The organism is Paraburkholderia youngii, from assembly GCF_013366925.1.
Taxonomy (GTDB): Bacteria; Pseudomonadota; Gammaproteobacteria; order Burkholderiales; family Burkholderiaceae; genus Paraburkholderia; species Paraburkholderia youngii.
In genome coordinates, this window is record NZ_JAALDK010000001.1 from 3348818 (window position 1) to 3371677 (window position 22860).

A 22860-nucleotide genomic window follows, 5' to 3' on the forward strand; every position below is an offset into this window, starting at 1 on the left:
CCGTGCATGTCACGTCGACGAAAAGCGCTCGCGATACACCTGCGGCGCCACGCGCAGCTGACGCACGAAGCTGCAGCGCATCGTTTCCTCGCTACCGAATCCGCATCGCGCCGCGATCCGTTTGATCGACCAGGATGTTTCGCTCAGCAAGCGTTGTGCCGCTTCGATGCGTAGCTGCTCGACCGCGCGCGCGGGCGTGCGGCCGGTTTGCGCCTTGTAGTGGCGCATGAAGCTGCGCTCGCTCATATGCAGCCGTTGCGCGAGCGCGGGCACCGACAGGTCGGATGCGAGGTGCGACGTCATCCATGCATGCAATTCGCCGAAACGGTCGTCGGCATGTTGCAGCGACAGCGCAGCGCTGAATTGCGACTGACCACCCGGGCGCTTCAGAAACACGACGAGTTCGCGCGCGACGTCGAGCGCCAACGCGCGCCCGTGATCGTCTTCGAGCATCGCTAGCGCGAGGTCGATGCCGGCGGTGACGCCCGCCGATGTCCAGATATCGCCGTCGCGAATGAAGATCGGATCCGCTTCGACTTGCAGTTGCGGATAGGCCTGCGCGAGTTCGTCGCAACGCGCCCAATGCGTGGCGACGCGCCGGCCGTCGAGCAAGCCCGCCTCGGCGAGCAGGAACGCGCCCGAGCAGACCGACGCGACGCGTCTGCAATGCGGCGCGTGGCGTTGCGTCCAGCGGATCAGGCGTTGATCGGCCGATGCCTCGCGAATGCCCCAGCCGCCGGGAACGATCAGTGTATCGAGCGGCGTCTTCAGCGAGCGCAGTGAGGCGGCAAGCACCGCGAGTCCCGACGACGATGTGACGGGCCCGGCTTCGGCCGCCACGACGCGGGGTGCGTAGAGCTTGCCGAGCCCGCGCTGCGCGACGAGTTCATTGGCCGACGCAAATACCTGCAGCGGACCGCTGATGTCGAGCAGTTGCATGTTGGGGAAAGCGAGCAGCACGATGGAGCGGGGAGCGCTGGACATGTGAGCAAAAAGCTTGGCAGAAATCAAGGGAAGAATGGAAGTCTTGCCAAAGGCTACCCGCATAGAATCGATCCGTCCAGCTGGAAGTCCTGCGTCTGATCGCAATTGACAACGACCCACGGGGCCGGAGTCGCAAGGTCTAGTAACCGCTGCGATCAGGAACTGTTCGCGGTGCTTGCGCTCGACGCAAGGGGCTACGCCAGCGCCAACTGTCACGGGAAGACGCGTCAGCGATTCTCGCTGACGTCACGGAAGGCGTGAACGCGAAACTGGCGGCTATGGATGCTTCATGGACCCAACACTAACCAGTTTCGATCCCTGACGATAAAGGCGGCTCAATGCCGCCTTTTTTTGTCCTGCGCCAGCAGGAATATGCAAAAGAAATTGGGATAACCGACGCCACCGTAAATAGTTGTTCAAAACGGGCTTATCCCAAATTAAAGCGATTGACCGTGATCCGTTTCGATGATTAATTCGCGAGGTATCGCCTGAAAACTCTTGAGGAGTGTAATGGAGCAACTGAGACAGCAAAGCAGCGGAAAGGATTAGACAGTCGAGGAAGAATGCGACCTTTGCCGTATCACCTATTCGATCTACTCAAACTTCCCGCCGATGCCGCACGCACAGGCCCTGAACGCCGAAACCGGCGAGTTCTTTCCGTTTGACAGGGTTCGTAAGATGAAATCCGGCTACGCCATGGCCGAAGCGCTGGGTTACGCATGGGCGTGCAATTGTCGCGGGCGTGCCCCCAAACGGTTCAATGAGCAGTTCGAGCTAAGAGACTCCACTGGCAAGCGACAGGCGGGGGTGCGTTACAGGATTCGCGTCGGTTCGAGGGTCATCGCGAAAGGTGTCACCGATTCCCAAGGGCAGACCCAGCGTGTTTCGACAGATAGCGCAAACCAGATTTCCATCGAGTTGCCGGGCAATAGCAATGGACTCAGGCAAGTCTTCTATCTCTGGTGAACACATGACAAATGAATTTCTGACCAAGAATAGCCAATACTTCAAGACCGACGAGAATGAAGAATGGACGGAGGTCGGCACAGCCATTACCAATATCACTCCTGGGTCAATATCCAATGTCGTAATCAATACAACGCCTATCTGTCCAAATATGAGCAATAAAGAATTTAGAGGATTGATAATGCGTTTACGAGATGCAGCGTTAACTCTCATAAAGGAGCGCATTGCAGATGTTGCAAGTTGGGATATGTCAGCACAGGATCGTGCAAAATTCTGGTTTGGCCGCAGCGATCAATATATCCGCGATAAATTGAATATCGGTCTGCCAAGGCTTGCAGCTGTGATGAGAGAACTGCAACCTGAGAAAATAATTCGTTGGGACGAACAGAAGGTTGTACAGCTTTCCTGTGCGATAGTTCCCGATAGGGGCACGAACGATGCTGCTGTATGCAAGCCAGATTCGAAAAGGCGATATATTGCAATTTATCCCCATTTTTGCACGCTGCCACCCGTTGCAGTCTCAACAAATTGCCAATTGAAGGTAATCATCCACGAGTGCACGCACTATGTCGATACATTCAATTCAGACGATGTGATGTATGGTTTTGGTCCGGGCGTCGGTTACTGGGCTCAGAACGATCCCGAGGGGGCTTGCAGGAACGCAGATAGCATCGCATGTTACATCGCGCACTTCGATACGCAAATCGAGTTCAATCAAAAGAAGATTTGGTGATTCCATGAAGAAATTCGCTTTCGCCGTCCTTTCGGCTTTTTGGTTCGCCGCTTCTCAGCAGGCGGCTGCATGTACTATTTCGGAAGATTTGACAGAAAGTGTTCCACTTAACTATCAAGGAATTCCTAATTCCTATCGTCTTAAAATGGTGGACTTGGTATCAAATGCGCGCCGGTGGCCCGATGTTGAAATTCAAGCTCAAATCGTCACAAACGCTTACGTCGGCGAAAAGAACGCAGAAGAATTAGCAAAGTCGAGGGGTCAACAGCTAAAAGAATTCCTAATTCAAATTGGAGTGAAGTCGCAATATATATATGTCGACACCCATCTGGAAGGGGCGCCCTATCCGCAAGACAACAGCGGATTCAATGGATACCTACAGCTAAGCGTTGGTCTCATGCCGCTTTGCAAGGGCGGCTGCGAACGACTATGCGACGATCCCCGCATAACGCCGACGAGCAAGGCCATCGAATAGAAATTCGCCCGCTTCGGCGGGGTTTTAACTTCGGCGCGTCGGCGCAGCAGATCGTGCGCAGTTGTTTTTTGTCAAGGCGAGCAGCACGATGAAGCGCTGGACATAGCCAAGCGTTGAGGCTTGAGGTGGTCCATTGAATAGGAGGTGAATATGTTTGATCGACTCGTGGCGGATGGGGACCGCACTTCCACGGCGGCGTTACGTCGCTCGCTCGCGGAGTTACGACTAGAGGATCGTCGTTGACGGCGAACGTATGGCATATTGCAAGCAGGGTTGCCAGGGCTTCTTCAAGTTATGCAGAATTTAAAGCCAGAAAATATCGTTCGCTGGGACAAGCAAAAATATCGTAACATCACTTGTACCATCTTTCCAGATAACGGCGCAACCGATGCTTCGGTCTGTAAGCCCGACTCAGCAAGACGCATCATTGCGATATACCCACATTTTTGCACTTCGCCACGTTCGCAACTGTGGCACGGTTGCCAAGTCTTGACGCTGATTCACGAATGCACCCATTTCACTGATGTGTTCGATTCAACCGATGATATGTACGGTGTCACCATTGGACTAAGAACATTTCGTGCTACAAAAGAATTTTCACTTCCTGAGAGTCTGCTATCTGCTGGCGTTTTACATTGTTTCCACCGCAGGTAGCGCAAATGCCTGCACCATTTCAGAGGATATGACAAGTAGCTTGCCTCTCAATTCGACGGAAATTTCAAATATAGATCGTATTAAGATTGTGAACTTGGTGCTTGTTGCGAGGCAATGGCCGAACGTCGAAATTAGAGGAATTGTCTACGCGGACGGGTATGTGAAGGAGAGCAGCCCGAAGGATATAGCAGAAAAGCGAGCAGCGGTCCTTAAAAGCTATCTGGTTCAACTTGGCATAAAGGAGGGAAATATCTGGGTTGATACGAGACTCATCAAGGAACCCGATATTGATGACAAAGGCAACGCGACGCTCGATCAGATATCAGTAACGCTTGTCCCCGTATGTGAAGGCGGGTGCGAACGACTATGTGACGATCCGCGCGTGACACCGACTACAAAGATTAACAATAGAGAACTAACTACCCCCGCTTCGGCGGGGCGTCATTTGGGCAGTGCGTCGTGTCGCCTGAACAATCATGAGGAGTCCAATGGAGAAAATGAATCAGCAAAGCAGTGGGACGGATTGGACAATCGAGGAAGAATGCGACCTTTGCCGTATCACCTATTCGATCTACTCAAACTTCCCGCCGATGCCTCACGCACAGGCCCTGAACGCCGAAACCGGCGAGTTCTTTCCGTTTGACAGAGTTCGTAAGATGAAATCCGGCTACGCCATGGCCGAAGCCCTGGGTTACGCATGGGCGTGCGAATGCCGCGGACGCTCACAAACCCCGCCGCAAAACCTGGATAATGCGCAAGCGTTCGAGTACACACCGCATGCGAAAAATGGTGACGTGGTAGAACTGGCGGGCAGCCAGGGAACGCCACGCAACAATCAGGCGCAAAATAGACAGACCGATGATGTCGCCAGAATCTTGCGCTTAACTCCCGGTCAATCCCGGCAGCTCCACGATGAAATTTCAGGCCAAGGCCTCGGCTTCCATGAAATCATGGAGCGGGCAAAAGACATGTTCAACCTGTGGTAACGCACGCCGTATAGGAAGGGATGATTCGATGATTGATACTCGAAGCGAAATTGAGCGGCGTCTGTCAGTGCTACGAGGCTTGGAACTGAGCGGAATGAACCATGCCGCTGACATGCTGACGCTGAGCTTTGGTCCGTTGCGGCAAGTTACTAACTTTAAAGGGACGGTGAAATATGTGGGTGCGTGGGCGCTCCACATCCAATGTGTGTGGCGACTTGAGAAAGTGGGCTGCGTCGTGGCAACAGAGGATGATCTTCGCGGGCCGGATGAGAAGGCGCACGCGAGCACCCATCGTCTCCAGGGGGTCTTGCTTGCGAATGGCCTTGCAGCAGTTGAGGCAGTGACAGCGGACGAGGCCGGCGGGGTGAAGCTCTCCCTGTCGCGCGGTTTTTGCCTTACGGTCATACCGGACGGGAGAGTGGACGAGGAAGACTGGCGTTTCTTCGCGCCCGGCGTGGATGCAGCGCACTTGGTGATCAAAGGTGGCACAGTCGCTCCGGAATCATTTGACTGACACGAAATGCTTTCCATGCTCGACAACCTTGTCGCGACCTTTGTCCGCGACTGCCACCGGTCAACGGATCAGGACTGCCGTTAACTCCATGTGGCGACCGTCGTTCTGCGAAAAGGCGTAGGCGCTGCGGCAAGGGCATCCGTAGCCTTATCGCTTCGGTCGAAAATGGGAAAGGCTTCCGTTAAGCGGCGCTCTGGACGGATCGAGGCTTACTGGGGCCAGCTAGTCAAGCGTGGATATATATATGCGTTGCTTTTCGGCAGGCGAGCAGCACGATAGAACGCGGAGCGCTGAACATGCGACAAGGCGTGGCAGAAATCAAGGGAATAATGGCAGTCTTGCCAAACACTACGCACATAGAATCGATCCGTCCAGCTGGAAGAAATGACAGATGGCGCGTTTCGATTTCTCCTTCGATAAGGTATCCCCATGACCCTCCAAATCGGTTTTCTGGTGTTTCCGAAACTACAGCAACTCGATCTGACCGGCCCGCATGACGTGCTCGCATCGGTGCCGGGCGCCACGATGCATCTGGTCTGGAAGACGCGGGAGCCGGTGGTGTCGAGCAACGGTCTCGTGCTGACGCCGAGCGCCACGTACGAAAGCTGCCCGCCGCTCGACGTGATCTGTGTGCCAGGCGGAAGCGGCGTGACCGCGCTGTTGCAAGACGAGCAGACGATCGACTTCGTTCGCCAGCAGGCCGCGAGCGCGCGCTATGTGACGTCGGTCTGCACCGGCGCGTTGCTGCTGGGTGCGGCCGGTCTGCTGCGCGGGCGGCGCGCGACGACTCACTGGGCGTTTCACTCGCTGCTGGAACCGCTCGGCGCGATTCCGACGCATGCGCGTGTGGTCCGCGACGGCAATCTGATTACCGGCGGCGGCGTCACGGCGGGCATCGATTTCGGGCTGACCGTGGCTGCCGAACTGGCGGGCGTCGAAGAGGCGCAGGCGATCCAGCTCGAACTCGAATACGCGCCAGCGCCGCCGTTCGACGCGGGCGATCCGGCGCTGGCGCCGCAAGCGGTGGTGGAACTGGTCCAGCAGAGGTCGGCGGAAGGTTTGGCGGCGCGGCGTCGCGTCGTGATGGAGATCGCAGAGAGAAGCTAGGTCTTGCTTGCGGGTGCGGGCCTTCCATTAAACTGTGAGGCTCCACCCGTTTTCCGCCAGTCGGATCGATGCGATGAAGTACCGCGAATTCTCCCGGGGGCACTCCCCATGCGTGTAGGCAAGCCCGTCAAGGCACTGCCGCAGCCGTCATGCGACTACTGCGGCAACCGCGCTTTGCTCGCGCGTTACGGCGACGAGTCCTACCCGTATCGCAGCGATCAAGGCCCGCTGTGGATCTGCACCGCCTGTCAGGCGTGGATCGGCGTGTATTCGCGCAGCAAGCACAACCTGCCGCTCGGCCGCCTAGCCGACGCGACATTGCGCGAGTCGAAGAGCAAGCTGCACGACGCGCTCGAACCGCTCGTCGCCGCGAAGGTGCGCCGCGACGGCGTCAACGCATTCGAAGCCCGCGCGAAAGCGATCCGGTGGGTCGCGACCGAGCTTGGCTTCGATCCGGTTCCTGCGAGCATTCACGCGTTCACGCCCGAGCAGTGCGAACAGGCGCTGCATTATGTCGAGGCGTTTGTCGAAGCCCGGCGTACCAGATAGCGCGATTTTCCGCAGCCGGCTACATCTCCAGCAAAACCTCGCGCAGCGCATTCAACGACGCATCGCGCGGATTCCTCGGCCGCTGTAACGCAATCGGCAGTTCGCGCGCGATGCGGCTCGGGCTGCCAACGCCCGCCGGGGACAACAGCAGCACGCGATCGGACAGACTCAGTGCTTCGTCGAGATCGTGCGTGACGAGCAGCACCGTTGTGCCGCGCGCGTGTTTCAACGCGAGCAGCAACTGCTGCAGTCGCGCGCGCGTGATCGCATCGACGGCGCTGAATGGTTCATCGAGCAGCAGCAGTTCCGGCTCGTCGAACAGACCTCGCGCGAGCGCGACGCGCTGCGCCATGCCACCGGATAGTTGCTTCGGCAGCGCGTCGCGCACGCCAGCGAGACCCACCTCGGCGAGCAGCGCATCGACGCGCGGATCGTCTCCCGCGTGCGGCCCCGCGGCAAACGCGATGTTGTCGGCCACGCTGAGCCACGGCAGCAGGCGCGGTTCCTGAAAGATCATGCCGACGCGCGGCGACGGCGCGAGCAAGGGCACGCCGTCGATCAGCACGGCACCCGTGGCTGCGCGATCGAGTCCCGCCACCGCGCGCAGCAGTGTGCTTTTACCGCAGCCGCTAGGACCGACCAAACTGACGATCTCGCCGCGCGACAGCGCGAACGATACCTTCTCGAACACACTGCGCTCACCAAAGCGCCGCGTCAGTCCACGTACTTCGAGTAACGAAGGAGGTGCCCGATTCATCGCGCGGCCTCCGACACCCGGTGCGCATCGCGCCACGACAGCGCGCGTACCTCGATCGCTTTCAGCATGCCGTCGCTCAGTTTACCGAGTAGCGCGAGCAACAGGATCGCGCCGAACACCAGATCCGGGCGGCCGGTTTCGCGGCCATCGCTGAGCAGATAGCCGAGCCCGCGCGTCGCCGCGATCAGTTCGGCGGCGACCATGAACATCCACGCGAGGCTCAGTCCGGTGCGCAGTCCGGTGAAAATCTGCGGCATCGACGCGGGCAGCAGTATGCGCGTGAACAGCGCGCGCCGGCTCAGCCGGTTCAACTCGCCGAATTCGATCAGCTTGCGGTCGACGCCGCGAATGCCCGCCACCACGCTCAACTGCACCGGGAAAAACGCGCCGATCGCGATCAGCGTGATCTTCGGCGCTTCGTCGATGCCCATCCATAGCAGCAGGATCGGCACCCACGCAAGCGACGGAATCGCGCGCAAGGCCTGAAACGCGGGGTCGAGCAACGCATCGACGCGCCGGCTGAGGCCCATCGCCGCGCCGATCAGCAGCGCGAGCACGGCGCCGATCGCAAAGCCGCCGTACACGCGGATCACGCTCGCGCCGATATGGCGCGCGAGCCGCGCCGCGCCGAGATCCCATAGCGTCTGCGCAATCGCGCTGGGCGCGGGGACCAGATGCATCGGCAGGATCGACGCGCGCACCAGCAGCTCGATGACAGCCAGGAACACGACCGGCAGCGCGAGACCGGCATAGCGCCACAGTCGTAACGGGTCGATCGCGCGCGGCGGATGCGCGAGTTCGCTACACGACGGACAGGACGTATCCCTCCGTGCGAGCGTGAAAAAGTTCTTCGCGGTGCTCATCGGTGGGCTCGGGTCTGGTGCGTGTGCTTCATTTAGAGCCATTGCTCGCCGTCGCGATCACGGGCTGCGCGACTTTAGCGTCGACCAGTGCATCGATGATCGCGTTCAGATCGGTGCCGCCCTTCACGAGTTGCTCGTCGACCAGGATCGGCGCAGCGGCTTTGAGCGCGGCAATCTGCCGGGCGCCAGGCTGAGGCTGGCTGAAGTCGTTGCGGCTCAACTGCAGTTTCGCGACCGGCAGCGAAACCTTGGATTCCTCCGCGACGATCCTGGCGGTGTCGTCAGGGTGAGCGGCGATCCAGACGCGGGCTTTTTCATAGACCTTCAGCACGCGCGCGAGCGCGTCCTGATGGTCGCGGATGAAGTCTTCGCGCGCATTCAGGAAGCCCCAGGTGTTGAAGTCGACGTTGCGATACAGCAGCCGCGCGCCATCGTCGATCTGCGCGGCCGCCATGTGCGGATCGAGCCCGGCCCACGCGTCCACCTGGCCATTGGCGAGCGCGGTGCGGCCATCGGGATGCTGCAGGTTGACGATCTCGACGTCGTCGCGCGACAGCCCCGCCGTATGCAGTGCGCGCAACGTGAACAGGAACGGATCGGTGCCCTTGGTGGCCGCGATCTTCTTGCCCTTCAGATCGGCGACGGTTTTGATCGGCGAGTCCTTGCGCACGACGAGGGCGGTCCACTCGGGCCGCGAATAGATGTACACCGCGCGAATCGGATTGCCGTTCGCCTTGCCGAGCACGGCGGCGAGGCCCGCCGTCGAGCCGATGTCGATCGCGCCGCTGTTCAGGTATTCGAGCGCGCGGTTGCTGCCGAGGCTCAGCACCCACTTCACTTGCGTGTGGTCGGCGGCGAACTCCTGTTCGAGCCAGCCGTTGCGCTTGATCACGAGGCTTTCCGGCGAATAGTACGCATAGTCGAGTTTCAGCTCGTCGAGAGGCGCGGCGTGGGCGGTGTGGGCTGCGCCGAAGACGCCGAGTGCGAGCGCGGCCGCGGCGGTCTTCAGCCAACCGCGTCGGCTGCGGTTGCGCTCGCCGACGGTGGCGATTGCGTTGCGCGCTGTAGTGAAGAATGAAAATCCCCGGGCCGGTGTCATCGATTGTCCTTATGGTCGTGTGTGGCGGTCGCCCCAATGTAACCAGGACGGTGGCGCGAGCGAACCAACAAATGCTCAGAATCAAAGCAGTTTTGGCGCTATGGCGGATAGTCGCGACGCAAAAGCAATGCTGCGTTCCAGTGATTAGCTATGCATGATTCGTTGGAACCGCGCCGGTCGAAAATGCCTATAGTCGGAACCTTCTTCGTATCCAGACCAACCCGAAGGCTTCCGATGAATCACACTCTCCGTCAGCTGCGGCGTGCGTTGCGCGCCGCTGCCTTCGTCGCGGCGTCGGCCGGCATTGCCGCGTTTTCGCCGTTCGCTTCATCCGCGCACGCGCAAAGCCGGGAAGTCGTGATCGGCTATCAGGACATGGTCGTGCCGTGGCGTTACGCGCAAGCCACCGGCGCCGTCGAAAAAGCGACCGGCTACAAGGTCACGTATCGCAAGCTCGGCAGCGGCGCGGATGTGGTTCGCGCACTGGCGTCAGGTTCGATCCAGCTGGGTGAGGCGGGATCGAGCCCGATCGCGGCGGGCCTGTCGCAAGGCGTCGACCTGTCGCTGTTCTGGATTCTCGACAACATCAACGACGCGGAAGCGCTGGTCGCCCGCGACGGTTCGGGCGTGACGAAGATCGCTGACCTGAAGGGCAAGACGATCGGCGTGCCGTATGTGTCGACGTCGCATTTTCATGCGCTGGTCGCGTTGCAGCAGGCGGGTGTCGATCCGTCGTCGGTGAAGATCCTGAACCTGCGTCCGCCAGAGGTCGCCGCCGCCTGGCAGCGCGGCAATATCGATGCGACCTACATCTGGGACCCCGTGCTCGCGAAGGTCAAGCAGAACGGCAAGGTGCTGATCACGTCGGGCGAAGTCGCGAAGGGAAGCGGCAAGGCAACCTTCGACGGCTTTGTCGCGTCGCGGCAGTTCGAGCGCGACAACGCGGCCTTCATGGCGGGTCTCGTCAAGGTGCTCGCCGATACGGACGCGCTGTACCGCGATCACAAGGCCGACTGGACCGCGGCTTCGCAGCAGGTGCAGGCGGTTGCGCAGGAGTCGGGCGCGGCACCGGCCGACGTGCCCGCGAGCCTCGCGCTGTACGCGTTCCCGAGCGCCGCGGAGCAGGCGTCGCCGACCTGGCTCGGCGGCGGCAAGCAGTCGGGCGCGGCGCAATCGCTCGCGGCCACGGCGGCGTTCCTGAAGACGCAGGGCACGATCCAGAACGTGTTGCCCGACTACTCCGCGGCCGTGAATCCGCGCTTCGCGCAGCAGGCCGCGCGATGAGCATGCTCGACATCCGCGGACTGCGCGTGACCTACGCCGGTGCAAGCGAGCCCGCGCTCGCGGGTGTCGATCTGCGCATCGAGCGCGGCGAGTTCGTGGTCGCGCTCGGGGCGTCGGGTTGCGGTAAGACCACGTTGCTGAACTGCATCGCCGGCTTCGTCGATCCGAGCGAAGGCGAGGTGCGGCTCAACGGCACGCCCATCGACGGACCCGGTGCCGAGCGCGGCGTCGTGTTCCAGAAGCATGCGCTGATGCCGTGGCTCGACGTGCTCGACAACGTCGCGCTCGGCTTGCGGTTTCGCGGCATCGCGCGTGCGCAGCGACACGAGATCGCGCGGCATACCCTGGCGCTCGTCGGGCTCGAACGGCATGCGAACGCGAAGATCCATGCACTGTCGGGCGGCATGCAGCAGCGCGTGGGTATTGCGCGCGCGTTGGCGAGCGATCCGCAGATATTGCTGATGGACGAGCCGATGGGTGCGCTCGATGCGTTGACGCGCGAGACGGTGCAGGAACTCGTGCTCGACGTGTGGACGCGCACGCACAAGACCGTGTTCTTCATCACGCACAGCGTCGAGGAAGCGCTGTTTCTCGCGACGCGTTTGGTACTGATGACACCGGGGCCCGGACGCATCGCCGAAGTCCACGCACTGCCATTCGCGCGCGAATATCTGGCGACTCGCGATGCACGCGCGGTCAAGTCGTCGCCGGCTTTCATCGAGTGGCGCGAGCGCCTGACGCGGCGGCTGCACGATACATTGCGTGAGGCCGCCTGATGAGCGTGATCGATTCGTCGCAACAACACGCGCCGACACGTCCGGACACAGCGCGCAACTCGACCCGGCTACGCAGCGCGGCGCACGGCCGCAGACCTTATCGCGGCATGCCGGGTGAAGGCCCGACCGCGTGGCTCAGTGTGATCTGCGTCGCGTTGTTTGCGCTGCTGTGGTGGACCGCGACTCATCTGCACTGGATACCACCGCTGTTCCTACCCGCACCGGACGCGGTCTGGCATGCGTTCGTCGATGCATGGCACGGCCGCATTCAGGGCGGCTTGCCGTTGTCCGAGCATCTGCTGTGGAGCGCGATCCGCGTGTTCGGCGCGTTCGCGCTCGCGAGCATCACCGCGATACCGGTCGGCATTCTGATGGGCGTGAGCCGTGTCGCGCGTGGACTGCTCGATCCGCCGCTGGAGTTCTACCGGCCGCTGCCGCCGCTCGCGTATCTGCCGCTCGTGGTGATCTGGTTCGGCATCGACGAGACTGCGAAGATCGTCGTGATCTGGCTCGCGTGTTTCGCGCCGATCGCGATGGCCGCGCGTGCCGGCGTGCGCAGCGCGAGCGTCGAGCAGATCAACGCGGCGTGGTCGCTGGGCGCGAATTTCCGCCAGGTGGTTTTGCACGTGGTGTTGCCTGCGGCGTTGCCCGAAATCCTGACTGGCCTGCGCATCGCGATCGGCTTCGGCTGGACCACGCTGGTCGCGGCCGAAATGGTCGCCGCCACTGCCGGGCTCGGTCAGATGGTGCTCAACGCGTCGAGCTTCCTGCGCACCGACGTGGTCGTGATGGGGATCGTGCTGATCGGCCTGATCGCGTGGCTGTTCGATCTCGGCATGCGCGGGCTCGAACGCAGGCTGGTGCCGTGGAAAGGCAAGCAGTAGGCACCTGCCGCATATCTGAATCGCCGCTTAGCTCGTGACGTTTAGTTGGTTCGCCATTGCGATGCGCGTTGTTACAGTCTGTGCGTCGTTGTCGTGAGGCAGTCGTGAATCACGTCGTACATAAAACATCCAATACAAAGGCCTAACCATGAAAATCAAATTCGTTGGCGCAGCAGTGATGGGGTTGCTGCTCGCGATTTCCGGCGCAGCGCACGCCGATCGTCTCGACGACATCAAGAAGGCGGGCGTGCTGCGCGTCGCCACCTTCGACAGCAACGCTCCTTTCGGTTTCGTCGATCCGACGACCAATCAGATCGTCGGGCTCGACGTCGACTATGCGCGTGCGGTCGCGAACAAGCTCGGCGTGAAGCTCGAAATCCAGCCGACCAATCCGGCGAACCGCATCGCTTTCCTGAAGTCGGGCAAGGTCGACCTCGTGTTCGCGAACTTCACGATTACCGACGAGCGCAAGAAGGAAGTCGATTTCAGCACGCCGTACTTCGCCTCGGGTACGCAGTTCATCGCGAGGAAGGGCGTACTGACGTCGCCGCAGCAGGTGAACGGCCTGCGCGTGGGTGCCGACAAGGGCACGACCAACGAACAGCAGGTGCGCGCGCAATTCCCCAACGCGACGATCGTCGCCTACGACGACACGCCGTTCGCGTTCGCCGCGCTGCGCGCCGGCAACGTGCAGGCGATCACGCAGGACGGCCCGAAGCTCGTCGCGCTGCTCGCGAACGTGCCCGATAAGGCGAACTACGAGATCCCGCCGTTCACGATCTCGAACGACTATGAAGGTGTCGGCGTGCCGAAGGGCGAGGCGCGTCTGTTGAACGTCGTCGACGATACGCTGAAGGGCCTCGAAGCGGACGGCAGCGCCGCGAAGATCTACGACCACTGGTTCGGACCGCAGAGCCGCGCGCCGTTGCCGCGTCTGTTCAGGATCGGCGATCCGCAGAAGAGCTGATCCGACGGAAGTTTTGGAGCCGGCCTGCCGTGTGAAAACGGCGGGCCGCTTTTCATGGCGCAACGAAAGCGCTCGAGCAGAAGAGCAGAATGAACGGCTGGCTGGAACCGAAGTACCTCGGGTGGATCGCGCATGGCTTTCTGATGACGCTGGTGTTGTCGGCCTGCGCGGGCGCGGCGGCGACGTTCGCCGGTTTCGGGCTCGCGCTCGCGCGTAATGCGCGCAACGGCATGCTCGCGCGCGCGGCCGCGCTATACATACTGGCGTTTCGCAACTCGCCGTTGCTCGTGCAATTGCTGTTCTGGTATTTCGGGGCTGCGACGCTGTTGCCGCAGCCGTGGATGGAATGGCTCAATGCGTCGCACACGGTCTCGCTATTTGGCTGGACGATTGCGTGGCCGTCGTTCGAATTCGTCGCGGGCTGGGTCGGGCTTACGTGCTATACGACCGCGTTTGTCGGCGAGGAATTTCGCGCGGGTATGCGCGGCGTCAAGGACGCGCAGCATCAGGCCGCCGCGGCGCTGGGCCTTACGCCGCTCGCGGCGTTCCGTTACGTGATCCTGCCGCAGGCGATCCGGATCTCGACGCCGCCTCTTGCTGGGCAGTACATGAACCTCGTGAAGAACTCGTCGCTTGCGATGACGATCGGGCTCGCGGAACTGTCGTATGTATCGCGGCAGGTCGATACGGAAACCTTCAAGACGTTTCAGGCATTCGGCGCGGCGACGGTGCTCTATATCGCGATCATCGCGGTTATCGAAGCGGTGTTGCTGATGTGGAAACGTGGCGCCCTGCGGCTCTGGCAAGGAGGGCATTGATGAGCGCGCTCGAATGGCTGCCGTCGCTGCGTTATCTGCTGCTCGGCACGTTCCCCGATGGGCCGCTCGGCGGCGCGGCGCTGACGATCGTGATGTCGATCGTCTCGGCGTTGCTGTCGGCTTTGGTCGGTCTCGCCGGCGGCATTGCATTGTCGATGACGCGCGGCGCCGCGCATCTGGCGCTCACTGCGCTGGTCGGCTTCTTTCGCGCGATCCCGGTGCTGATGCTGATCTTCTGGACCTTCTTCCTGATGCCAATGCTGCTGCACATCGACGTGCCCGGCCTCGCCACCGTGGTTTGCGCGCTCGCGCTGATCGGCGGCGCATATCTGTCGCATTCGGTGCAGGCAGGCATCGCCGCGGTCGGCGCGGGGCAGGCGCAAGCGGCCGCGTCGCTCGGCATGACGCGCTGGCAGACGCTGCGATACGTGCAACTGCCGCAGGCGATACGGATCATGATGCCGTCGTTCGTCAATCAGTGGGTCACGCTGATCAAGGACACATCGCTCGCTTATATCGTCGGCGTGCCCGAGTTTACGTTTCTCGCCAATCAGGTCAATAATCGGCTGATGGTGTATCCGGTGCAGATCTTTCTGTTCGTCGGCATCGTTTATCTGCTGCTGTGTTCGACGCTGCAGTACGGTGCGACGTGGCTGCTGAAGCGCCGCTTTCGTTCGGGCCATGCGGCGGCGAACGGCGAAACGAAGTTCAAATGGCAGTTTCCATTCGGCGTCTAGCTGCAACGGCTAGAAGGCCGTTACTTGCGCGAGCGAAGCAATGAGTTCAACCCTTACGCCGAGCAATCCGATTCGCAGTGAACTCGATCTGGATGCTCAGGGCAAGCATGCGGGCTATCTGCGGCTGCCGCATTCCGTGCATCGGTCCGCGTATGGCTGGCTGCCGATTCCGATCGCTTCGATACGCAATGGCACGGGTCCGGTCGTGCTGATCATGGCCGGCAATCATGGCGACGAGTACGAAGGACAGATCCTCGTGTCGACGCTGATTCGCGAAACCGACGCGGCCCAGGTTGCCGGTCAACTGATCCTGTTGCCGCAAGCGAATGCGCCAGCGGCCGAGGCGGGCCTTCGCACGTCACCGCTCGACGACGGCAATCTCAACCGCACGTTTCCGGGCGATCCGCAAGGTTCTCCGACGCAGGTGATCGCGCATTACATCGAGCATGTTCTGCTCGCGCGCGCGGACTATCTGATCGATCTTCATTCCGGCGGCAGCTCGCTGCTTTATCGCGGCAACAACATGCTCGCGATCGATCCGCGCGACGACGCAGAGAATGAGCGGCTGCAACGCGCATTACGCGCTTTCGGGTTGCCGAACGCGTTTTTGCATGCGGAGAACCCGGTGCATGCGGCGACTGCCGCGCGCCGGCAAGGGGCGCTGTCGATCACGGCTGAGCTGGGCGGTGGCGGGACAGTCGATGCCGCGCTGCTTCGCGAAGCGCGCCACGGCCTGCTGCACTTTCTCGGCGCGATCGGCGCATTGAGCGGCCCGCTCGTGCCCGATGCGCCGCCGGCCGACACGCGCTTCCTGCGCGTCGCGGGCGCGCGTCACTATGTGTACGCATACGACAACGGTCTGTTCGAGCCGCTGGTTGAACTCGGCGAGCGGGTGGTCGCAGGGCAGCCCGCGGCGCGCATTCATTTCCCGGACACGCCGCTCAAAGAGCCGGTGACCTGTCATTTCGCGAGCGATGGCGAAGTCGTATGCAAGCGGGTGCCCGCGCTTGTCAGGCGAGGGGATTGCCTATTTCATCTCGCTGAAGAAGTGGTCCGCTGAAGCGGGTGGGGGCGCATTTGGATCGCTTGACGCTGTCTCGACCGACGTCCGCGAGACGCCGGCACCTGCCAGCGCGGCACGCGCTTGGCGTTCGTGCGATAGCCAGTTGCCCTCACCAAGGCCGCTTCGCGTCGCCGGAAGGGCATTCGCGCGAAGATGCCAGCATTCTGCTGCCAATTGGAACAATGCCTTCGAATACTAGGGGTTAACCCTTGGGCGGAAGGCTCCTAGACTTTCGCTGTCGGTGCAGACACGTTGTCGCACCGCTAACAAAAGTCGATGGAGCATCATGAAGTCCCTCATCCAAGCCGTTGCAGTTGCCGTTGCAGTCGTAGTGCCGGTTGCCTCGTTCGCCCAGTCGAACGGCCCGGTTACCCGCGCCCAGGTGCGCGCGGAACTTGTTCAGCTTCAGAAGGCGGGTTATCGCGGTGGTGATGGCGATCAAGCGCACTATCCAGACGCGATCCAAGCCGCAGAAGCGAAGGTCGCCGCGCAGCAAGTTGCAACAAACGGTGGTTACGGCGGTGCCGCAAGTGGTTCGTCGGACGAAGGTCGTCCGGCGGTGTCGAAGGCTGACTGGAACGCGATGTACAACCACCCGTAACTTGACGGTGTTGAGCGCATGTGCGCATGTGCGCATGTGCGCGATTCCGGATTTCGCACGGCCCTTCCGCGCTCTGCGTTGTCGGAGTCGGGTTTAACGTCTGTATTCCGCGATCATTGGCGCTCACACACGCTAAAGAAACGGCGGCAACGGGTCCTTGCATTTACTGCCTCGCGCAATATCACTGCGATAGCTTCATGATCGCCGCATAAGACAGCGCCGCCACGATCAGTTCAATCGTCTGCCTCCAGACCTTCGCAATTGCTCCCCAGAGCTTCACGATTTTCCTGCGACGAACCTTTATTCGCCCAGGAGAGTTGACGACCATCACCCACGCCCCGGGCTTTTCGGAGTCGTCTGAAACCTGCACTCGGCACATGCACCTAGTATTGAACTGTCGCCTCGCGGTATGTCGTTCCCGCTGAGGTGGCGGTTCTTTTGGCTCTTCTATCTGTGATGCAAATTTTTTGCGCGCCCCTGTGGCGCGTCTTTTTTGCCCCGGCGAAAGCAGCGGCCAATCCGGAATCGACCTGTAGCGCGCCAGTGGCACGCGCGCTTACGGTCAAGGCTCACCAACTCGAGGAACCTATGAAGGATGCAATGACCTACAGCCAGCGCAGTCAGGAGGCGTGACACATGGCCTATACGGGAAAATTTCTGGTGAATAACGAGCCTCTTTCACCACTCACCTTTTTTGGCGTCGGCACGTTCAACGCCTATTCAGGCAATGACCGATATCGCAATCGCGGCGGGTGCACGGCAGTTCTCGAGAACGGCCCGCTTCCCGCCGGTACATACTGGATCGTGGACCGCCCCACAGGTGGCATCCGTTCACAGGCTTACGCATTTGGAAAAGACGTGTTGAATGCCGTTTCCGGCCATCCGTCGAATCACGGTGACTGGTTCGCCCTGTATCGGGATGACGGCAGCATTGATGACTTTACGTGGGTCAATGGTGTCAAGCGTGGGCAGTTCCGGTTGCATCCGGCCGGCGGGCACGGCACCTCCCTCGGCTGCATCACCCTGCCGAGCCTTACGGATTTCATGATAATCCGCAACGCGCTGCTGCACACCGTGAAAATTCCCGCGCGCACTTCGGGCCTGCGCGCCTATGGAACAATTGAGGTCATCACATATGGCAGCACTTGCCCGTAGACTGTTTAAGTTCACGTTGTTTCTGGCACTGTTCGTTCTATCAGTTCTTTATGTCCGCCCGTATCCCTACGAGTGGACAGATAGCGAGGCGCGTGCATGGCTGTATTGCTCGCAATCACTTGGCATCCGTGACCCTGATGACCTCTATTACGTGGTGTGGGTGACGATCGAACTGATCGTGGCGGCGCTGGCCTATCTGGCAATTATCAAGATATGGCGGTGGTATCGCACGAATTAGATGAAGCTCCTTCACGGAAGCTTCTTTACCCCGAACCAAAAAAAGCCCCACAGAAGAGGGGACGATGAACCGCTTGCAATGCGTGCCTTTTTACTGGCTCGAAACGCCACCAATGGTCCTCGCAACGAAACTTGAGGGGAATCCCCGTGAACCTTGCTGTCACCCCAGCTTGATCGATGTCGGGTCGGCGGTCAGATAACCGACCGCCGAGCCGAAGCGGTTCCGGTAGTTCGCGCGTACGAGCGGATCGAGCGTGGCACCTGAATCAGCTCATGCGAAATGCGGCCGAGGCAGTAATGCTTCTTTACCGTACCCGTGCCGTCAGGGTGCACGGTCACTTCCGGCCTTGTTGTGGGGTGTACCGGGGACTCAGGATCGGGATGACCATGGCGCGCCGGATTGACGCGTTACTTTATGGAATGACTATGAAAAAGTATTTGACAGCAGCTTGTTATATTTCCGGCAAGCTGTTGTCACCGTGTTTCGACCGGAGCATCTCGGCGTGACATGGGCGTTGCACTACGCAATTGCAGCGCGTTTGCCGCTATCGCAGCCAATCGCGAGACCAGATAAAGATAGAGAAATTGCTTCGTTAGCGTCAACGCGGCTGCACGCTATCGTATGAGCTCCTGACTATCCGACGACCTCGTGTCGATCGTTCATGAGCACTCTCGTCGTTGACACCACGCCACTCGATCCCCGCGCGCAACCGCTGCTCGACGCGCTGCTGCACGAATACGCGACCCGCTACGAAGATTATCGAAAGGACGGCGGCGCGGCCGCCGCGCAGGAGATGGCGCGCTATCCGGCCGACCTGTTCGCACCGCCGCACGGCGCATTCATTCTGCTGATTCGCGACGGCGAGACGATCGGGGGCGGCGCGTTCAAGCGCTACGACGCGCGTACCGCGGAACTCAAACGCATCTGGACGCGCGACGATCTGCGCCGCCAGGGACTCGCGCGACAGGTCGTGCGGGAACTGGAAGCGCGTGCGCTCGCGCAGGGCTACTCGCGCATCTATCTGACTACCGGTTTCAAGCAGCCCGAAGCATGGGCGCTTTACGAACGCACCGGCTATACGAAGCTGTTCGATACCGCGTTGCCTCCCGAAGTGCACGTGCATCTTCGCTTCGGCAAGAACCTGCTCGCGCCGCTACGCATCGACACGCTCGACGACCTGCGCGCGAAAGACGCCGATCTGGCCGTCCGCTAATCGCGGCACTCCTATCTCCTCACACTTCGACGGATATCTCATGAAAACAGGTCTGCAGTTGTCGTCGCTCGTATTGGCGGCCATGTTCTATGTCAGCGGCAACGCGTTCGCCGCGACGGGCTTCGATCTGAGTCCCGACCAGCACGGCCGCGTGCGCGCCGAACAGGATGCAGCCGCGGCCAAGGCGGTGCCGGCGAACTTCCCGTTCGTCGCGAAAGACGAACTGACCGTCGGCATCGTCGTCGCGCATCCGCCGATCAGCACCTATGCCACCGATGCGAAGACCGTGGTCGGCTTCGATCCCGATCTCGCGCAACTCGTCGCGGACAGCCTCGGCCGCAAGCTCAATGTCGTGATCCTCGCGTGGCCGGACTGGCCGCTCGCGCTCGCTTCCGGCAAGGTCGACGCGGTGATTTCGAACGTGACCGTGACCGAGGAGCGCAAGGCAAAGTTCGACTTCTCGACCTACCGGCGCGACGAGGTCGGCTTCTTCGTGAAGACCGACAGCCCGATCAGATCGATCCGCGAACCCAAGGATGTCGCGGGCCTGCGCGTGATTACCGACGCCGGCACGAACCAGGAAAAGATCCTGCTCGAATGGGACAAGCAGAACGTCGCGCATGGATTGAAGCCGATCCAGGTGCAGTACTACGACGACGATGCGGTCAAATCGGTGGCGCTGCAATCGGGGCGTGCCGACGCGATCTTCAGCGTCAACGCGGCGCTGCTGTACGACTCGGCCACGCATGGCAAGACGCGCCAGGTGGGCACCGTCAGCGGCGGTTGGCCGCGTACCGCCGAAGTCGCGGTAACGACGCGCCGCGGCAGCGGTCTCGCCGCGCCGGTAACGATCGCGCTGAACGATCTGATCGGCAAAGGCCAGTATCGCGCGGTGCTCGAGCGCTGGAATCTCGGCTCCGAAGCGATCGACAAGGCCGCGACCAATCCGCCGGGATTGCCGAAATCCTGAGTGCGTCAGCGCTTTTTCTCTTTCTTCGTCGATCTGCCATCCCATGACCTTTTCGCTATCGCTGCTGGATAAAAGCCCGATTGCCGCGGGTGCGAGCGCCGCCGAGGCGTTGCGCTTCACGGTGTCGCTCGCGAAGCGCGCCGAAGCGCTCGGGTTCAAGCGCTTCTGGATCGCCGAGCATCACGGCGCGCCCAACCTCGCGAGTTCGGCGCCGGAGATCGTCGTCTCGCATGTGCTCGCGCATACGTCGCGGATTCGCGTCGGCTCGGGCGGTGTGATGTTGCAGCACTACAGCCCGTTCAAGGTCGCGGAGACCTTCAGGCTGCTCGCGGCGCTCGCCCCCGGGCGCGTCGATCTCGGCATCGGCAAGGCGCCCGGCGGACTGCCGCAGACCACCCGCGCGCTGCAATGGCTGCACGACAAGAAGAGCAAGCCCGGCTTCAACACGCAGCTCGCGCAACTCGATGCGTTTCTCGGCGCGGGCGTCGAACCGGACCATGCGCTCGCCGGCGCGCTCGCGTTTCCTTCTCCGCCGACGCTGCCTGAGCGCATTCTGCTCGGTGGCACTCCGGATAGCGCGGCGCTCGCGGCAAAGCAGGGCTGGCAGTTCTGCTACGCCGGACACTTCAACGGCGACGAGGCGAACATCGAGCGCACCGTGCAGACGTACCGCGATGCGAGCGGCCGTGCGCCGTTGCTCGCACTGTACGCGGTCGCCGCGGCGACGCGCGACGAAGCCGAGCGGCTCACCGGGCCGCTGCGCATCTTCAGGCTGCAACTGGCCAGCGGCCAAAGCCTGAATCTGGCGACGGCCGAAGCCGCGGAAGAATACGCGCGCCAGGCGGGCGCAAGCGGCTACACGATCGAAGAGCGCCATCCGCACGTCGTCAAGGGCACGGCCGACGATGTACGCGACCAGCTCGACGCCTTGAGCCGCCGCTACGGCATCGACGAATTCGTCATCGATTCGCCGTTGCAACACTATCCGGCGCGCCTGCGCTCGGTCGAACTGCTCGGCAGCGCGATCGAGCCGGCCTACGCGTGATCTCTCCAACGAACACTCAACGATTGGCGGACTATCCGATGAGCCATCGCAAACTCAATTTCGGCATCATGCTGCAGGGCGCCGGCAGCCATATGAATTCGTGGAAGCATCCGGCCGGGCCCGCCGATGCGAGCGTGAACCTGAACTTCTTCGTCGATACGGTGCGCAAAGCCGAGGCACACGGCATCGCGTTCGCGTTCGTCGCCGATGGTCTGTACATCAACGAGAAATCGATTCCGCACTTTCTGAACCGCTTCGAACCGATCTCGATCCTGTCGGCGCTCGCGACGGTCACGTCGAAGATCGGGCTTGCGGGCACCGTATCGACGTCGTATAGCGATCCGTTCACCGTCGCGCGCCAGTTCGCGTCGCTCGATCTGATCAGCGGCGGGCGCGCGGGCTGGAACGTCGTCACGACGCCGCTCGAAGGCACCGCGAAGAACTACGGCGGCTCGCACCCCGAGCATGCGCTGCGCTACGAGATCGCCGACGAATACCTGAGCGTCGCGCAAGGCCTGTGGGATAGCTGGGACGACGACGCGTTCGTGCGCGACCGCGAGCGCGGCGTGTTCTTCGAACGCGACCGGCTGCACACGCTCGATCACGAGGGCAAGTTCTTCCAGGTGGCGGGGCCGCTCAATATTCAGCGCTCGGCGCAGGGTCAGCCGGTGATTTTCCAGGCGGGCTCGTCGGATGCCGGCATCGCGCTTGCCGGCAAATACGCGGACGCGGTGTTCACGCATTCGGTGTCGATCGAAGAAACGCGCGCGTTCGCGCAGCGCGTGAAAGACAGCGCGGTCGGACATGGCAGAAGCCGCGACGACGTGAAGATCTTCCCCGGCATCAGCCCGATCGTCGGCGCGACACACGAGGAAGCGGAAGCGAAATATCGTGCGATTCGCGAGCTATTGACGATCGACGAAGCGCTCGCGTATCTCGGCCGTTATTTCGATCATCACGACTTCACGCAGTATCCGCTCGACCAACCGTTTCCCGAGCTAGGAGAGATCGGCCGCAACAGTTTCCGTTCGACCACCGACCGCATCAAGGCCGAAGCGCGCAGCAAGGGTTCGACATTGCGCGAGGTCGCGCTCGAAGTCGCCACGCCGCGCACGCATTTTCTCGGCACGCCCGCGCAGATCGCGGACGAGCTGATCCGCTGGCTCGACGCCGGCGCAGCCGACGGTTTCATCCTCGGCTTCGCGGTGCAGGCGCAGGGCCTCGCCGATTTCGTGCGCTACGTAGTCCCCGAGCTCGAACGACGCGGGCGCTATGAGCGCACGTTGACGGGATCGACGCTGCGCGATCATCTCGGCTTGCCGCGCAAGGCGAGCCGCTATGTGGTGGCGGCAGGGTTGGCAAACCCGGCAGACCCGGCCGACACGGCCAACGCGGCTGCCGTGGCCTGAAAGCGCGGAGCAG

At 61.5% G+C, this 22860-nt stretch carries 24 protein-coding genes and 1 pseudogene; 21 read left to right on the forward strand and 4 right to left on the reverse strand.

Translation table 11 applies throughout. The annotated features are described in order from the left end of the window. Positions 1-9 precede the first annotated feature (9 nt). Positions 10-984: a GlxA family transcriptional regulator gene (locus G5S42_RS15365; protein WP_176107530.1), complete on the reverse strand. Its 975-nt coding sequence runs from the start codon at positions 982-984 to the stop codon at positions 10-12. A gap of 510 nt (positions 985-1494) precedes the next feature. Here G5S42_RS15365 and G5S42_RS15370 point away from each other — a divergent pair. From G5S42_RS15370 to G5S42_RS15400, 7 genes and pseudogenes are all read left to right on the forward strand, one after another. Beyond that, a pseudogene (locus G5S42_RS15370) lies at positions 1495-1950 on the forward strand (hypothetical protein). A gap of 4 nt (positions 1951-1954) precedes the next feature. Next, positions 1955-2683: a M35 family metalloendopeptidase gene (locus G5S42_RS15375; protein ID WP_176110535.1), complete on the forward strand. Its 729-nt coding sequence runs from the start codon at positions 1955-1957 to the stop codon at positions 2681-2683. A gap of 4 nt (positions 2684-2687) precedes the next feature. Beyond that, positions 2688-3158 carry an OmpA family protein gene (locus G5S42_RS15380; protein WP_176107531.1) on the forward strand — a complete coding sequence of 157 codons (471 nt, stop codon included), beginning with the start codon at positions 2688-2690 and terminating at the stop codon, positions 3156-3158. Positions 3159-4300: 1142 nt separating this feature from the next. Next, positions 4301-4798, forward strand: a complete 498-nt coding sequence (locus tag G5S42_RS44295; protein WP_246392003.1) for a hypothetical protein — start codon at positions 4301-4303, stop codon at positions 4796-4798. A 28-nt stretch (positions 4799-4826) separates the two neighbouring features. After that, entirely contained in the window at positions 4827-5312 is a 486-nt protein-coding gene (locus tag G5S42_RS15390; RefSeq protein ID WP_176107532.1) for a hypothetical protein, read from the forward strand. Positions 5313-5741: 429 nt separating this feature from the next. Then, positions 5742-6419, forward strand: a complete 678-nt coding sequence (locus G5S42_RS15395) for a DJ-1/PfpI family protein (RefSeq protein WP_176107533.1) — start codon at positions 5742-5744, stop codon at positions 6417-6419. 108 nt (positions 6420-6527) lie between these two features. Beyond that, the gene (locus G5S42_RS15400; RefSeq protein WP_176107534.1) at positions 6528-6968 is read left to right on the forward strand and encodes a zinc-finger-containing protein; all 441 of its coding nucleotides are present in this window, start codon (positions 6528-6530) and stop codon (positions 6966-6968) included. A gap of 19 nt (positions 6969-6987) precedes the next feature. Here the strand turns inward: G5S42_RS15400 and G5S42_RS15405 are convergent, their stop codons facing one another. From G5S42_RS15405 to G5S42_RS15415, 3 genes are read right to left on the reverse strand one after another with little or no spacing between them, the layout of a single operon-like run. Further along, positions 6988-7725, reverse strand: coding sequence for an ABC transporter ATP-binding protein (locus G5S42_RS15405; protein WP_176107535.1), 738 nt, complete (start codon positions 7723-7725; stop codon positions 6988-6990). Continuing rightward, entirely contained in the window at positions 7722-8588 is an 867-nt protein-coding gene (locus G5S42_RS15410) for an ABC transporter permease (protein WP_176107536.1), read from the reverse strand. The genes G5S42_RS15405 and G5S42_RS15410 overlap by 4 nt, the downstream gene beginning before the upstream one ends. 28 nt (positions 8589-8616) lie before the next feature. Further along, on the reverse strand, positions 8617-9687 hold the full coding sequence (locus G5S42_RS15415) for an aliphatic sulfonate ABC transporter substrate-binding protein (RefSeq protein ID WP_176107537.1): 1071 nt from the start codon (positions 9685-9687) through the stop codon (positions 8617-8619). A gap of 234 nt (positions 9688-9921) precedes the next feature. On the opposite strand from G5S42_RS15415, the gene tauA reads away from it, so the two are divergent. The 14 genes from tauA (at position 9922) to G5S42_RS15485 (ending at position 22847) form a co-directional block, all read left to right on the forward strand. Continuing rightward, positions 9922-10971, forward strand: a complete 1050-nt coding sequence (tauA, locus tag G5S42_RS15420; RefSeq protein WP_176107538.1) for a taurine ABC transporter substrate-binding protein — start codon at positions 9922-9924, stop codon at positions 10969-10971. After that, entirely contained in the window at positions 10968-11747 is a 780-nt protein-coding gene (locus G5S42_RS15425) for a taurine ABC transporter ATP-binding protein (RefSeq protein WP_176107539.1), read from the forward strand. The genes tauA and G5S42_RS15425 overlap by 4 nt, the downstream gene beginning before the upstream one ends. After that, positions 11747-12631: an ABC transporter permease subunit gene (locus G5S42_RS15430; protein WP_176107540.1), complete on the forward strand. Its 885-nt coding sequence runs from the start codon at positions 11747-11749 to the stop codon at positions 12629-12631. Before G5S42_RS15425 ends, G5S42_RS15430 begins: the two co-directional genes overlap by 1 nt. Positions 12632-12779: 148 nt before the next feature. Then, entirely contained in the window at positions 12780-13598 is an 819-nt protein-coding gene (locus G5S42_RS15435) for an ABC transporter substrate-binding protein (protein WP_176107541.1), read from the forward strand. A gap of 89 nt (positions 13599-13687) precedes the next feature. Then, a complete protein-coding gene (locus G5S42_RS15440) occupies positions 13688-14416 on the forward strand; it encodes an amino acid ABC transporter permease (RefSeq protein ID WP_176107542.1) in 729 nt (242 codons plus the stop codon). Next, positions 14416-15153: an amino acid ABC transporter permease gene (locus G5S42_RS15445; protein WP_176107543.1), complete on the forward strand. Its 738-nt coding sequence runs from the start codon at positions 14416-14418 to the stop codon at positions 15151-15153. Before G5S42_RS15440 ends, G5S42_RS15445 begins: the two co-directional genes overlap by 1 nt. Positions 15154-15193: 40 nt before the next feature. Next, positions 15194-16213 carry a succinylglutamate desuccinylase/aspartoacylase family protein gene (locus G5S42_RS15450; protein ID WP_176107544.1) on the forward strand — a complete coding sequence of 340 codons (1020 nt, stop codon included), beginning with the start codon at positions 15194-15196 and terminating at the stop codon, positions 16211-16213. Positions 16214-16502: 289 nt separating this feature from the next. Continuing rightward, positions 16503-16817 (forward strand): DUF4148 domain-containing protein, encoded by a 315-nt coding sequence (locus tag G5S42_RS15455; RefSeq protein ID WP_176107545.1) that lies wholly within the window; start codon positions 16503-16505, stop codon positions 16815-16817. A 636-nt stretch (positions 16818-17453) separates the two neighbouring features. Continuing rightward, positions 17454-17972 (forward strand): DUF2778 domain-containing protein, encoded by a 519-nt coding sequence (locus tag G5S42_RS15460; protein WP_176107546.1) that lies wholly within the window; start codon positions 17454-17456, stop codon positions 17970-17972. Next, entirely contained in the window at positions 17953-18210 is a 258-nt protein-coding gene (locus tag G5S42_RS15465; RefSeq protein ID WP_176107547.1) for a hypothetical protein, read from the forward strand. The genes G5S42_RS15460 and G5S42_RS15465 overlap by 20 nt, the downstream gene beginning before the upstream one ends. 661 nt (positions 18211-18871) lie before the next feature. Continuing rightward, positions 18872-19423 (forward strand): GNAT family N-acetyltransferase, encoded by a 552-nt coding sequence (locus G5S42_RS15470; protein WP_176107548.1) that lies wholly within the window; start codon positions 18872-18874, stop codon positions 19421-19423. 40 nt (positions 19424-19463) lie between these two features. Continuing rightward, positions 19464-20393 (forward strand): ABC transporter substrate-binding protein, encoded by a 930-nt coding sequence (locus tag G5S42_RS15475; RefSeq protein ID WP_176107549.1) that lies wholly within the window; start codon positions 19464-19466, stop codon positions 20391-20393. Between the two features lie 43 nt (positions 20394-20436). Then, complete coding sequence (locus G5S42_RS15480; protein WP_176107550.1) at positions 20437-21438, forward strand: MsnO8 family LLM class oxidoreductase; 1002 nt, start codon at positions 20437-20439, stop codon at positions 21436-21438. A gap of 38 nt (positions 21439-21476) precedes the next feature. Beyond that, a complete protein-coding gene (locus G5S42_RS15485) occupies positions 21477-22847 on the forward strand; it encodes an LLM class flavin-dependent oxidoreductase (protein WP_176107551.1) in 1371 nt (456 codons plus the stop codon). Positions 22848-22860 lie beyond the last annotated feature (13 nt).